Raw genomic sequence first — 13,793 nt, forward strand, 5'->3', positions numbered from 1 at the left:
GATTTGGCCGCCTGTTCCGGCGGTTATCATCGGAACGGAGTTCCGGACCTGCCCTTCACCGCATACCGTTCTTCTCAATTACCTATCGGCTGATTCCGGTTAACGCTTGAGGTTCACGACTTCCTGGAGAATTTCGTCCGAGGTCGTGATGATTCTGGAACTCGCCTGGAAGGCCCGCTGCGTAACGATCAGATTGGTGAACTCCTCGGCGATGTCGACGTTGCTCATTTCGAGAGACCTGGCGAGGATCGAACCTCGCTCGCCTTCCGCCGGCCGGCCGATGATCGCGAGACCGGAGTTGGGGGAATAGGCATACATGTTCGAGCCGGTCTTCTCGAGGCCGCCGGGGTTGTTGAACGTCGCGAGCGCCACCTGGCCGATCGGCTGCTTCTGCCCGTTCGAATACACGCCGCGAATGGTGCCGTCCTGCTCGAAGTAGATGCTTTCGAGGAGTCCCATCTCGTAGCCGTCCTGGTCGCGGGCCTTGGTCGTGAAGGCGGAGTCGAACTGGGTGATGAGATCCATGTTGAGCTTGATCGTGACCTTGTTGCTCCCGGCCGGGGTCATACTGATCTCGTTCACGATGGATTTGGCGATGTCGATCTTGCCCTGATTGGTGAAGTAGCAGGTGCCGGTGCGGCCGGAGATCAGGGCGTTGTTTGCCCGTTCGAGTTCTTCATCGGTCGGATCTTGCGGGTCGACGACGCCGTTCTGCGGGTCCTTCAGCCAGTTCACGATTTCGGGGTCGCTTTTCCCGTAGGAAATCTTGTACTGCCACTCGTGCGTGGCCTTGTTCGTATGTTCCCAGGTCGTCACCAGTTCGTGGGAACTGCCGAGCGAATCGTAGATCGTGATGCTGGTCGTGTGGGTTTGCCCCTTGTTCAGCGCTCCGGAGATCTTGGTTTCGGTCGTTCCGACCTTGGCGACGAAGGTCAGTTCGTCGGACGAGGGGGTGGGAACGTAGATTTTCACGCTTTCCGACTGGCCCTTCTCGGCCGTCGTGGTCATCGTCATCGTGTCGTTCGGCACCCACGGGATGCTTCCTTCGTTCAGGGTGAAGTCGAGACCGCCGAGATTGAACCGGCTGGTCGCCGCCTGTCCGTGAACGACGGTGCCGTTGATGAAGCCGAGCTGCTCGGGATTCTCGCCTCCGATCTGGATCAGCTCGCCGAGGCCGCTCCCGGTGCCGGTGATCGCGAGCTGGTCGGGAATGCTGTCGTTGTTCGAGTCGACGAACTGCGCGTAGGCGGCGACGTTGTTCGCGGCCAGTTTCGAGTTGATGGTCGAGAGAATCTCGCCGCGGTTGTAGATGCGGTTGTTGCCTTCGACCAGATCGTTGAAGGTGATGAGGGCCGAGTGGCCGTTCTTGTCGGTGATCGTAAAGCTGACGTCGCGCGACGGATCCCACTGGTCCGTGGCCATGTTCCAGAGGGTGGGAATTTCGAGGCCAAGCTGGTTGAGGCCGCCGCGATCCGCGATGGTCAGCGTCTCGCCGGCGCCGACCGTGTTTCCGGTGATCAGGAGCGTTTCGTCGGTGCCGTCGCCGTCAGAATCGGTGAACGAAGCGGTCGCATCGACGCCCTGGGCGGCGAGGGCGACGTTGATCGTATTGACGATGTCGGCGCGGGTGTAGACGGTGGCGCCGTCGAAGTTGATCGTTGCAACGTTTCCGGCCGTATCGGTCACGCTGAACGAGACGTTGGTCATCGGATTCCACTGGTCGCCGGCCATGTCCCAGAGCTCGCTCTTGCGTGCGGCCAGGCCGGAACTGAAGGTGAACTGGGGGGCGGTCGTGTCGGTTCCGTTCTGGGAGGTGGGTGTGAGGTCCGCGAGCACTTCAGGCTCCGCGGCGCCGGTTCCCTTGACGGTGGTCTGGAACGGCGCGACGGTCAGCAGATCGAGATTCACGGCGTTCTTGATGGTGACCTGCTGGTCTTCGCCGGGATTCGTTCCCGCGATGATCAGGGTGTTGTCCTGGAACTGGGCCGTGGCCGACAGGTTCGCCGCATTCAGCTTTTCCTGGATGATCCGGGTGATGTCTCCGCGGGTGTAGCCGGGGGCGAGGTTCGTCGGAAAAGTGACCGTGGCGGTTTTTCCTTCGGTGTCGATGACGTCGAAGCTGACGTCGGACGTGGGCAGCCAGGGGATCGAGACGACGGGAAGCTCGATCTGCGGTGTGGTCAGCGTCGAGCCGGAGCGGCTCAGCAGGCCCAGCCCCGAGAAGTCGCTCAGATTGGTGACGCCGTTGAGGGTCAGGCTCTGGTCGGCGCCTGTCTGGCGGCTGGTGATCGACATCTTGTTCGTGACGGAGTCGTAGGTGGCGATCGCGTTCAGTCCGTTGTTCGCCATTTGGTTGTTGATCGTGGCGATGATCTGGGCCGGCGTGTAGGTGGGGCCGTTCGGATCGGTGCTGCCGGCGAACTCGACTCTCGCCGAGCGGGGAGGATTGTAGTAGTTGTCGGTGATGGTGAAGCTGAGGTCCGCGTTCGGCTTCCATTTGCCGGCCGTCAGCGACATGACGCCGCCTTCGATCGTGGCGTTGGTGCCGCCCAGGATGCCGGAGCCGATGAAGCCGCGGACGGAGCCGACGACGCGGTACGAGGTCGCGCGGGTCGGGTCGCCGCCGTCGAAGATGACCGTGACGGTTTCGTCCCTGATCTCGCTGCCCGACGCGATGACGCCGGGGCAGGAGCCGTTCGCGCCGTCGTTGGTGACGGTGTTGACCAGATTGGTCGCGGTGGCCGAGACGGGGATGCCGTCGGGATCGTAGGTGAAATAGGCGTGACCGAGCGTGCTGTCGGCGGCGGCCGGATCGACCGTGCTCGCAATGACCTTGCCGTCCTTGTCGGTCTTGATCGTGCCGGTGGCGACGTTGCCCTCGGTGTCGTCGACGGCGGTCCAGATCCAGTTCTGCGAGTCGATCTTCTTGAACTTGAACTGGAGGTTCTGGTAGTTGCCCGCGGTGTCGAGATAGGTCAGCGTGTTCACGCCGAACTCGATGTCGCGCTCGTCCGAACTGCTGTCGAGGTTCGAAGCATAGCTGATATTATTCGTCTGGTGCGCGTGCTTCTTGAGATAGCGAACGGTATTGATATTGGTAGGGACGGTTCCGGTGTCGGACAGCTCGAGATTCCCCGTCTTGGGATTCTGCGTGGCCATCCAGCCCTGGACCTTGTAGCCGCTGGTGCCCATGACCAGGTCGTAGCTGCTGTTCAGGTTGAAGTTCCCGTCGCGGGTGAACAGCTGCCGGCCGCCGCCCCCGTCGATGACGAAGAAGCCGCCGCCTTCGATGGCGAGGTCGGTGTTCTTGCCGGTCGTCTCGGTGGCGCCCTGTTCCATGATGGTGTCGATGGAGCCGAGCTTGGCTCCCAGGCCGACCTGCATGGGGTTGAGGCCGCCATACGGGCCGAACGACTGCTGCGCGTTGCGAATGGTCTGGCAGAAGAGATCTTCGAACATCGCGCGACCGCGCTTGAAACCGGTCGTGTTGACGTTGGCGATGTTGTTGCTCAGCACGTCCATTTTCGTCTGGTTCTGCTTGAGCCCCGTAACTCCCGTGAAAAGTGATCGCATCATAGCACGTTGTCCTTGTCTCTAAACGGCAACCGGTGCCTTCGCGCCGCGGGGCGTATCCGTTCGTCCCGTGCCGGCAACCCTCGGTGGAGGGCTGTGGGCCGGCCCGGAAGACAACACTTCATGTGCCTCTTCCGGACCGGCGCTGCCTGTCAAAAGACGTATCCGGCGCGTATGCTGCCGCCCTCTGTCGATCGGGCGGTGATGCGGGCTTCCCTTTCGGGTCCGGCCTGCGTTCGTTTCTGTCTGGTTTCGTTGCCTCGTGCGCCTTGCTACGTCCCTGAAGAACCTGTGTCGAACTGCTTATGTCGCTTTCAGTGAGATGTTCACCTTCCTTTCCGTGTCAGATGGTTGGTTTGTCGCGCTCCTCATGCGTGATGCTTGATGCTCACGCTATCTATCTGTGTAACTATTCTATCTCGCAGATCGGCCGGGTCCATCGCGGTCACGAGAGTCCGCGTCGGCACGTTCACGACGAACGCGGCGTTTCCCGTCAGGACGAGCGAGTCACGCGCGCCTTTCGCCTGGAGTTCGTCGAGGGCTTCGCCCAGGAGTTGTTTCGTTTCCGTATCGAACGGAATATTTCGCTCCTGGAGACGCTTCTCGGCGTGCGCCGTCACGTTCAGGCCGCTCCGGAGGCCGGTGGTCCGCGTCAGGACTTCCCGCAGCGCCAGGTCGAACCCGTTTCCGTTGACGGCATTCGGCTTCACCGCAGCGGATGGCGTCGCGGTGCGTGTGGGGGTGATCGGACCTATACTGAATCTTGGATCCATCGAACGTTACCTGGTTCTCCCGAAGTCAGAATCGCTTTCCGGAATCTCAGGACGGGAACTTGACGTTGTTGATCTCGGCCAGTTTGATGTCCTGCCCGTTCACCGTGAAGACCGCCTCGCCGTTTTCGAACCGGACCGCCGTCACCTCGCCGGTGATCGACTCGACCTGGCCCGACGGCGTCGCGTTCACTTCCATTCCCAGATACGTCATCGCCTCGGTCTTGTAATTCTGGCCAAGAGCGCTGACGAGCTGGGTGATCGATTTGCCCATGTTGGTGATCTGCTCGAGCGTCGAGAAGTTCGCCATCTGGGCCACGTACTCCGTGTTGTCCATCGGTGAAAGAGGGTCCTGATACTGCATCTGTTTCGTCAGCAGCAGCAGAAACGCGTTCTTGTCCAGGTCTTTGGTCTTCCTGGTGGTTGATGGTCCCATTGTTCCGGGAGCAACGGTGTCAACGAGCTCGAGAGCCATGTGCCTGCCTCCTAGACCGTCACGTCGACGGCCTTGATGTGTAACGCCATTCTTCTGATTTCCGGATTGATGAGAACGGAGGATTCGACCGCGTCCGAATCCGCAGAACCGTTTCGGGACGAACGCCGGGAGCCGATCCGCAAGCCGGGCTGATGCTCGCCGTTCGACATCCCTCTATCACTTCCATCGGATTCTCTCCGCGAAACATCCACGGAAATTTGCAGGATATTCACGCCCTGCTGCTCCAGGTGCTCGCGAATCTGGGGAACGAGCTGCTCCAGCTTTTCCTTCACCACGGCGTTTTCGGCCGAGATTCTCGCCGTCACCGTCCCGTCCTTCGTCGCCAGCTGCATTTCGAGTTTTCCGAGCGCCTCAGGTTTGAGCTGGAGCGTCATGAACTTGATCTGCTGCGGTCCCTTGAAGAACTCGGCTTTCTCGATGATCTGCGAGAAGATCGCCGACTTCACCGTGTCGCCGCCCTTCGACTGCGAGGTGTCGGAACGGACCGACTGCGCGTTCGACGGGTTGTCGCGTGTGAACGAGAACTCGCGCGACGTTTCGTGCCCCGACATGCTGACCCGCTTGACGTTCTGGTTGGAAGCGGCGTTCAGCGCCTGGTGCCCGTCCGCTTTTCCCGTTTCCCCGCGAGACTGGAAGGATTTCAACAGGTCGGAAATGTCCGGAGCGTCGCCGCTGATGGCCACCTGGGCTGACGTGGTGACCGCGAAGGCGCCGGAGGACGCGCCCGTGACGCCCGCGGATCCCGTCTGGGCCGATGCGGAGTGAGAGCGTGATTCCCGTGCTTCCCGATACTCCTGGCGCAGCGACTTCACGTCGCTGCCGAACGTGGCTTTCCGCTCGGGCTCGACGCCGGATTCGCCCTCGGTCGTGACCGCGGATGGTTCCTTCGCGTCTGATTTCTCACGGAGTTTCCGTTCAGGCCGTTTTTCACCGGCCGTCGTTTCGACCTGGCTCCCCATCGTCTGGGAAAACGTGTCGACGGTCATCTCGGAATCTGTCTCGGGAACCGTCTCAACCGGCTTTTCATCGGAGAGAGTCGCGACCAGTTTCTCTCCGGTTCTCCCGCCCTTCATCTTCGACAGGACCGACAGCAGTTTGTGAGCCGTCTCGTCATCGACGTTCTTCCAGAACTCGGCCGTTTCAGGATTCCTGCGGAGCGCCGAAAGAACCTCGTCGGACTGCGAATCGGTCGCTGGCTTGTCGGACGGTTTTCCCGCATCCGAAGCTTCCTGCTTCTTCTCGGACACGACAGGCTTTGCGGCTTCCTGCGCCGAATGCGCAGCGGCCGTGTCGGCCTTCGTTTCCTGGACGGCGCTTACCGCTTCGGTTTCGACGGGAATCCCCGCGGTTTCGGAAACGGCTTCCGTTTCCTGGACCTGGACCGCTGCCTGGACGGGAACGGCCTGCGCCGAAACCGCCTCGATTTCATCCGTCTCCTCGGAACTTCCTTCCCCGTCTTCGGGCATGTCGGGCTGGTCTTCCTCGGATATGGCGTCGACGGCTTCGATCAGGTCGGGCTGTTCTTCAACCTCGGGCGCTGCGGCCTGGACCTCGGGTTTCATGGCTTTCATGAGTTCGAGGCTTGCCGCCAGGATGTCGGGCGTCATCGCTTCCAGGGATTCGATCAGGTCCAGGGCAGTCTTGTCATCGAGCGACTGCCAGAATTCGCCGACCGTTTCATCCGCACGCAGGGCCGAGAGTGCGGATTCAGCCGATGAATCATCGTTAGAATTCAGCTTGTTGACGATCTTGTGGCTTTCCTGGAGAACCTCAACCTCGAGGGCATTGGACGCATCCGAGGCTTGTTTGGAGCCTTCGGACTTTTCGAAGGAAGGCTTTTCGCGCACCCCGGGCGTGGTGTCTTTGGAGGACATCCTCGGTTTCTCGGGCTTTTGATCGATGCGCTTGGTATCTTTCCCGGTTTGTACCGCATGCTCCTTGGAAGGACGTTGAGACACTTCCTGAGGCCTGCCGGCCGATGCGGTTCGCTCTGTCGCCGCAGGTTTCTGCGGCTTCGACGAGAAGGAGACGTTCGATTTTGAGTTCACGAGACCCGACAGGAGTTCTCCGAACGAAGAGGGTCCGGACTGCGTCTGTGAGGGCGGAGTGAAGGACTTCGTGAAGAAGACGTTCACCAGGGAACTGGTATCCACGTGATCTGTGGCTGTTTTCATGACGATGGTTTCACCTCCTTTCGATTGAGTTTCGGGAAGATGCTACTTCCCCATAATCTGTATCGACATTTTCATCCCGAACCTTTAGACCCTTTGCGCCCCTTCGATGAAAAAAAATGAATTTCGAAACGAATGCTCCTCTCAGAGATACGAAACATTGCTTCACCACAGAGTCACAGAAAAATTTGTCACCACGTAGACGCACATCAACCGCTCTACACCCGTAGGAGCGGTTCGCGAACCGCCCATGCCCGGGGCCAATATTCTGTAGGGGCGGGTTTGAAACCCGCCCCTGTGGCGCAACTCTGTGAAGCCTCAGTGCCCTCCATGATTCAGGTGTTGTGCCTCTCCCCTTCCTGCTTCAAGGTTGTGGTTTGACGGAGGGCACGGGGGAGGGTATGATTCCATTTCAAAACAAGGGGGACGGGGCACATGAAAAAAATAATTGTTGCATCTATACTATCTGGGCTCGCGGCCGTCGGGCCATCGCTGGCCGACCAGTTCCGGTGGCCTCTCGACATCGAGATCAGTCCCAGTTCGAGTTTCTGCGAATCCCGCGGCTGGCGGTTTCATGGGGGAGTCGACCTGAGGACGCGCCTCACAACCGGTTTCCCCGTCAAGGCGCCCGCCGACGGCTTCGTGTCGCGGGTGAAAGTCCAGTGGCGGGGCTTCGGATACGCCCTGTATGTCGATCATCCGCAACTCGGCGTCAGATCCGTCTATGGCCACCTGGATGACTTCGCCGGCCCCGTCGCGGCGTATGTCGCCGAAAAACTGAAAAAGATGAAGGCCCGCTACGGCATCGACGACAGCTTCGGGCCCGACCGGTTCCCCGTGAAAAAGGGGCAGGTCATCGCCTTCACCGGCGAGACCGGCCTCGGGCCGCCCCATCTGCACTTCGAACTGCGACGGTTCAACGACGATCCCATCTCCCCGTCCGCCGTCGGACTGACCGTGCCCGATACGATCCCCCCGGTGTTTCTCTCCCTGCATGTCGATCCGCTCTCTCCGGAAACCAGGATCAACGGCGGGTTTCTGCCCGCATCCGTTTCCATCAAACGGCAGAAGGACGGGACCTGGGGCTGGGACGGCGTTCCCGTGCTGGAAGGGAAAAGCGGGTTTTCCGTCGGGCTCGTCGATAACGGAGAAGGCGGGAACAAATTCGGGGTCGAACATATATCTATGGCTATAAACGGGAAAGTTCTGCTCCGGCGCAGTTTCAATCAATATGGATACGATGAGAATTCTCAGGCATCCTGGATTTACGATTACCCCAGAACCAGCCTTCCCGGGGCCGGATACGTGTATACGATGTTCCGCTGGCCGTTCGAGACATTGCGATTTTCCGAAGGGTTCGCCCCCTGGAGCGGTGCCCTCGGAGAGAACCCTGGAAGCGTCGAAGAGATGACGATCGAGGCCGTCGATTTCGGCGGCAACAGGATCGTCGCGAAGGGGCGCGTCGATACGCGCGGCCTTCGGCAGGCGAAAAACGTGTTCGACGGAACGCTTCGCTTTCGCCGGTGCCACTACACCACATACGGCGTCGTCGCCGAAACGGTCCTGGCGGATGCCAAAAATACTACAGGCTATACGCACGTCACGTGCGCGGATGCCTCCGGCGGCGTTGCGGAACTCCCGGCGTCGTTCGGTCCCGACGGCGTCGTGCAGGTGGCATTCCCGAACGAGGAACGCTGGGCGGGCGGTGCGAGATGCGGGGGAGAAACGATTCTTCCTCAGCATGTCTTCGTGCCGGTCAGCGGCGGAACCGTTGCAGTCGATGGGGCACGGGTGGTCATCCCGGCCGGAGCTCTGAATTTCCCGGTCCTGGCCAGGCTGGATATCGTGGATAACGCTCCACGCCCCGGCGGCTCACCCAAAAAGGGGATTCTTCCCGCGAAAAGCCCGGTCTGGCAGTTCTCGCCCCCCTGGCTCGTCACCGCGAAGCCGATCCGGCTCGAAATCGACCTGAAAGGCCTGACGGCATCACGAAGGCTCGGTATCTACGAAGCCAGTGGGAACGCCCGATCATACTCGGGCGGCGAGGGGAGGGAGTCGACCATGTCCGTCACCTCGCGATGTCTGCGCCCATGCGTGGTTCTCGAAGACGCCGTTCCGCCCGTCATCACGGTGAAACCACGACGTACCGTGAAACGTCTTGGTCTCTGCGCCGTCTTCGGCGTCGAAGACACGGGCGAGGGCGTCGACTACGAATCTGCCCGCGCCACCGTCAACGGAGAAAGCGTCTCCCCCGATTCTGACCCCGACAAAGATGAAATCTACGTCCCCATCGGCCCCGGCAAATCGAAAAAGAACGTCGTCCTCACCGTCTCCGACAACGCCGGCAACCCCCGAACCCTCACCTCCAACCGCTAGACTCAGGGCCAGCTTCACCACGAAGAAATCATGGGGACGTGATACCGAACGTTCATATTCGATATCACGTCCCCTGAATCCGCATATACTTGCATACTCGATGCCGTTCGTGCTGGGCTTGTCGAAGCACGAAAGCTCTCGCCCTTCGACAAGCTCAGGGCGAACGGCTATATCATGTCAGGTCGCATGCGATATATTTCACACGCGATAGTTGTTGCGTAACATATGAGACGAGTATTAAAGAAGAACCCCGGAGCCGATATGCCGGCCCCGGGGTTCTTCCTGAGAACGGGTTAATTCTGGACTTTGAAGATCATGACCCCAAGATTGCTGTTCGCAGGGGCGATGACAACGACCTGGTTATTCACGGCGTCATAATGGATCACCCGTTTCCCGAAGGCCGGTGACTCAAGATTCGGCAGCGCTATGCCGTCCTCTCTGTTGCCGACTGCCGAATACCGGGCGATTGAATATGGGTTATTGTTGATGGTGTAGAGTCGATTGTTCGCATCGAAAGCAGTTTGCAGGTATCCGGGGACAAGGGTAATGCTGTCCGTGACATAATGAACGGTACCAAAGTCACCCGAATCGCCCCAAGCATAGCCCAGATTCGGAGACACAGCAAGATCATAGGCGCTTCCGGAGAAATAAGATGTCGTCGAGGCTGTGAGAGCCGGATTGGAATCCACGATGTATCCGCCGGCGCCATCGGAAATCATCAGGGCGGTTCTTGGACTGTTGCCACTGCTGGTATAGGACGTCCATTCCATCGCCGTCGGGGTGACCGGAAGGGTGATAGCCACGGTGGCAACCGCGACCAGAGTAGTCGGAGTCGTGTTGAAATACGTTAGCGACGCAACGCCGACACTGTTCCAGGAAACAGCCTGAAGTGCCGCTGTGACACCCGTATTATTATTGGCCTTCAGTTTGATTCCGAAGGCCGCCATGGCGAAGCTGGCTGAATACGTATTTACGGGGGTGGTTGGTGTCAGATTGTATTTCTGTAGATATACAGATAATGATTCGGTCCAGCCCACATATACGCCTGAAGAATCAACATAAAGATCTCTGACGGTGCTGTATCCAGGCATAACCGGATCTTGAAGCGCAACGGGGGGGTCGGCAGGTGTCGCAGGATTGGCCAGCATGTATCGTACGATAGAATAGACGCCGCTCGTGCTGCCGATGGCGTAGAGATAGCCGTTATAAACGAACGATTTCTCGAGAGTTCCGATACTCCGGGTGGAGTCGTAAACCACTGGAGCGGTGAACACCCTTCTTGTCGTAACCGTGACATTCGTCCGGGGGCTATTAGAGATGCCGTTTCCGACGGCTTCCACGCCGAAGGTATAGGCGGTGTTCGGTGTCAGGCCCGTGAACGTGTAGGAATTGGACGTTGTCGACGTCACATAGGTGCCATTCATGTAAACAAGGTATTGTGTGGCTCCAAGGAGGTAGTTCCAGTTCATCGTGTAGGACGTCATTCCGATTGTGCCTGTTGTGGTGGCCGGACCGGTCGTGAAGGGCTTCGAGAAGCTGCCCGAACCGGCCGAGACGGCGCCGTCCGCTCCGTAGGCCTTCACCGTGTATGCGCCGGGATTGAAGGCGGTCACGTCCAGCGTCAGCTGGTTTGCAGACTGGGTTGTCGGGGTGTAGGTGTTGTAACTCCCTCCCTGCGGCGCAATGTAAAGGTAAGCCGTCCCAAGCCGCGTGCCGGTCACCGTGACCGTCGGGGCCGCGTAGTTGACGAGGCTCACGGTCGGGAAGGTCGGGGTGAGGGTGATGTTTCTCGTGTTATTGCCGGCAGCCAGGGTGATGGAGGTGGAAAACGCCGAATAGCCCGGCGCTGAGACGGACAGCGTGTAAACCCCGGGGGTGATCAACGAGATAGAGTAGCTGGTGCCGCTGACATACCCGGAATACCCGGGGTTCAGAGAAACGTAGCTGACGGGGAAATTCGCGTCGATGCCCGATATCGTGCCGGTGAGGTTCGCCTTATTGTACTGAAGGCGGGCGACGAACGAGGCGTTCCCGGCGGGCCGCGACGGTAATCGAGGCGAGAAGGTCGGTCGAGCCGGCGGCGGGGTTCAGCAGGTTGTAGTTGCTGCCCGGTTCGATTCGCACGTAATACGTTCCGGGGTTCAGGTAGTAGCTGGAGGTTGATGGAGAGGTGCTGTACCCATAATAGAGTTCGTTTTCGGGATTGTTCTGATTATAAAGATAGTAATATACATATCCCCCGGTGCCGGTAAGGCCGGCAAGACTTACGTCGACCTTCGCCGTCGTGGCGCTTCGGGGCAGCAGGGTGACAAGGGCGACTGTTTTCGTGGCGACCGCATCGACGAGCACGACCGTCGATCCCGTATAGTCTTCGCTGCCGTAGTATTTGCTGAAGGTCAGGGTATGCTGGCCGAAATAGACGTTCTGGAGCGTATATTTGCCTTCCGAATCCGTGTAGGCATAACTTCCGCCTCCAGAGACGTAAATCCCGCTATGCATGTTCGCTCCCTGGATCTGAGCGATGCCGGTCAGCGTTCCCATGGCGGCGATGAGTTCGAGCGTTCCGAGATCGGTGTTCGTTCCGGCGACAGGAGTCACCAGCACCGGCGAATTCTTGAACGTGTAGCTCGAGGCGGAGGCCCGGACGGTGGCCTGAACGGTCGAGGTTTCCGGCTGGGGGGATGCCGGCGTCTGATCGGAAGTCTTGACGTCAGGGGCAACGCGAACGGATCCGCCGGGATAATAGCCGCTCGGGATGACCGGAACCAGGGTATAGGGCGTCGTCTCGACGGGAACGTTCATGATCTTGAACGAGCCGGCGAGGTCGGTGATGCCGATATACGAGGTTCCCTGAAGGAAGACCATCGCCTGGACGGGATTTCCGTTGAAGGTGACCTTGCCGGAGATGCTGCCGGTGGGCTTGAGGGCGAGATCGAGGTTCGAAATGGCGCCGACCACGACCGACTGGGAAACCCTGATCGTCGGGGAGATCGAGGCATCCAGCGTATAGGTGCCGACCGGAACCTGCGCGAACGTGTAGTTGCCGTTCGCGTCAGACGTGGTCTGGTATCCGTTGCCATCTGCCGTCAGGACCGAAAAGTCGGGCTTTGGCTGGCTCAACAGTGACGCACGCCTGGAGAGTTCGCTCTGCTGGTCGGTGACTTTGATCAGGTACACGGCCGCATTTGCGACCGGCTTGCCGAGATAGGTCACTTTGCCGTTCAGATCGGCGAGCGACCCATCCGCGACCGGAGTGACTGGACTGGAACTGCCTCCGCCGCCACCTCCGCCGCCGCAGCCGACGGTGAGAAGGACGCCGAGGAACAGGGCCAGGGACAACAGGGTGACGAATGATTTGCGCATGTTCAGATCTCCCTCAAAAAAATCTATTCGATCGTGACGTTCGGAACGGTCAGGAACTCGAAGCCGTCCTTCGCGACGATCAGCGTGTAGGTGCCGGCAGCGGGGGCTTCGAGGTAGTAATAGCCGTTTGCATCGGTCAGGGTTTCGGCGACCCGGACATCGCCCTGGTAGAGGGCCGCGGCGGCGTTCTGGACGGGCAGGCCCGACTGGGCATCCGTGATGTAGCCCTGAACGCCCGTACCGGTGACGACGAACGAGGGGAGGGTTTCGATGACGAAGTTCTCGAAGACCCAGCGGCCCTCATACAGCGAGAGCTCGAACCTGACGTTGACGGTTGTGGCGGCGACATCCCCGAAGCGGTATCGCGTGTAGACATGGGCGATACCGGATACGGGAAACTCGACACCGATGACGTCGAACGTCCACGAGTTGGTTCGATTGATATCCCGGAACGTGATCGTCTGCGTTGCCGTAGTCTGGGCGAGCAGCGGGTGAGCGCTGCCCGTCCATTCGGCCACGAGACCGCGTACCGCCTCTTCCGGCGCGTTCGGCCTCGTCGTCGTCGAGGGGTCGCCCTTGCCGAGGCAGCCCGTCAGGGCAAGCATGCAGGTCAGAAGCACGGGGAGCAGGAGAAACAGGGTTCTCCGAGAAGGGGAAACATAGTACACGTTGTATCCTCCTAAAAAGGTAGGAAGCATCGAACAGCCTCTCATTCCGGCGCTCGTGGCGATTTCTGCCGGGAACCGAAACGCTGCCGCTCTTTTTCCTGTACGGCAGCAGCGAAAATATATCACATCGATCCGGTGTTTACAATATGTCGACAATGATGATCAGCACGGCCCCCTTGAAACGAAGGCCGCCTGACAAGCGCACGCCAGCGGCCATCGTCGCATTCTCGATGAACATTGACTCGACTTGTACGCCATGATAGTATTCCCACCCGGGGCTGTCTGCGTTCAGCTCCATTTGTTTGTATACGTTTCGGTATATAAAAGGTTCGGAATGGTGCAAACGCAGCGGTTATGAGAGGAAGTCGACAAGAGT

The 13,793-nt window shown here is 59.6% G+C and carries 8 protein-coding genes; 1 reads left to right on the forward strand and 7 read right to left on the reverse strand.

All coding sequences use genetic code 11. The features are described from left to right. Positions 1-99: 99 nt before the first annotated feature. The 4 genes from PLU72_07725 to PLU72_07740 all read right to left on the reverse strand — a co-directional run bounded on the left by PLU72_07725 (position 100) and on the right by PLU72_07740 (position 7,013). Complete coding sequence (locus tag PLU72_07725) at positions 100-3,576, reverse strand: flagellar hook-basal body complex protein (protein ID HOT28064.1); 3,477 nt, start codon at positions 3,574-3,576, stop codon at positions 100-102. A gap of 365 nt (positions 3,577-3,941) precedes the next feature. Next, positions 3,942-4,346 (reverse strand): flagellar biosynthesis protein, encoded by a 405-nt coding sequence (locus PLU72_07730; GenBank protein HOT28065.1) that lies wholly within the window; start codon positions 4,344-4,346, stop codon positions 3,942-3,944. A 46-nt stretch (positions 4,347-4,392) separates the two neighbouring features. Continuing rightward, on the reverse strand, positions 4,393-4,818 hold the full coding sequence (locus tag PLU72_07735) for a flagellar hook capping FlgD N-terminal domain-containing protein (GenBank protein ID HOT28066.1): 426 nt from the start codon (positions 4,816-4,818) through the stop codon (positions 4,393-4,395). 11 nt (positions 4,819-4,829) lie between these two features. Further along, positions 4,830-7,013: a flagellar hook-length control protein FliK gene (locus PLU72_07740; protein ID HOT28067.1), complete on the reverse strand. Its 2,184-nt coding sequence runs from the start codon at positions 7,011-7,013 to the stop codon at positions 4,830-4,832. Positions 7,014-7,445: 432 nt separating this feature from the next. Between PLU72_07740 and PLU72_07745 the strand changes: the two genes are divergently transcribed. Further along, positions 7,446-9,386, forward strand: coding sequence for a M23 family metallopeptidase (locus tag PLU72_07745; GenBank protein ID HOT28068.1), 1,941 nt, complete (start codon positions 7,446-7,448; stop codon positions 9,384-9,386). Positions 9,387-9,679: 293 nt separating this feature from the next. On the opposite strand, the gene PLU72_07750 is transcribed toward PLU72_07745, so the two are convergent. From PLU72_07750 to PLU72_07760, 3 genes are all read right to left on the reverse strand, one after another. Beyond that, positions 9,680-11,320: a PEGA domain-containing protein gene (locus PLU72_07750; GenBank protein ID HOT28069.1), complete on the reverse strand. Its 1,641-nt coding sequence runs from the start codon at positions 11,318-11,320 to the stop codon at positions 9,680-9,682. 61 nt (positions 11,321-11,381) lie between these two features. Beyond that, positions 11,382-12,749 (reverse strand): carboxypeptidase regulatory-like domain-containing protein, encoded by a 1,368-nt coding sequence (locus PLU72_07755; protein HOT28070.1) that lies wholly within the window; start codon positions 12,747-12,749, stop codon positions 11,382-11,384. A 23-nt stretch (positions 12,750-12,772) separates the two neighbouring features. Continuing rightward, entirely contained in the window at positions 12,773-13,417 is a 645-nt protein-coding gene (locus PLU72_07760) for a carboxypeptidase-like regulatory domain-containing protein (protein HOT28071.1), read from the reverse strand. Positions 13,418-13,793 lie beyond the last annotated feature (376 nt).

It is taken from the genome of Candidatus Ozemobacteraceae bacterium (genome assembly GCA_035373905.1).
Classification (GTDB): Bacteria; Muiribacteriota; Ozemobacteria; order Ozemobacterales; family Ozemobacteraceae; genus MWAR01.

Bases quoted from the DNA above. Each gene is read 5' to 3' on its own strand.
- PLU72_07725 (HOT28064.1), bottom strand. From the start codon at position 3,576: ATGATGCGATCACTTTTCACGGGAGTTACGGGGCTCAAGCAGAACCAG.
- PLU72_07730 (HOT28065.1), bottom strand. From the start codon at position 4,346: ATGGATCCAAGATTCAGTATAGGTCCGATCACCCCCACACGCACCGCG.
- PLU72_07735 (HOT28066.1), bottom strand. From the start codon at position 4,818: ATGGCTCTCGAGCTCGTTGACACCGTTGCTCCCGGAACAATGGGACCA.
- PLU72_07740 (HOT28067.1), bottom strand. From the start codon at position 7,013: ATGAAAACAGCCACAGATCACGTGGATACCAGTTCCCTGGTGAACGTC.
- PLU72_07745 (HOT28068.1), top strand. From the start codon at position 7,446: ATGAAAAAAATAATTGTTGCATCTATACTATCTGGGCTCGCGGCCGTC.
- PLU72_07755 (HOT28070.1), bottom strand. From the start codon at position 12,749: ATGCGCAAATCATTCGTCACCCTGTTGTCCCTGGCCCTGTTCCTCGGC.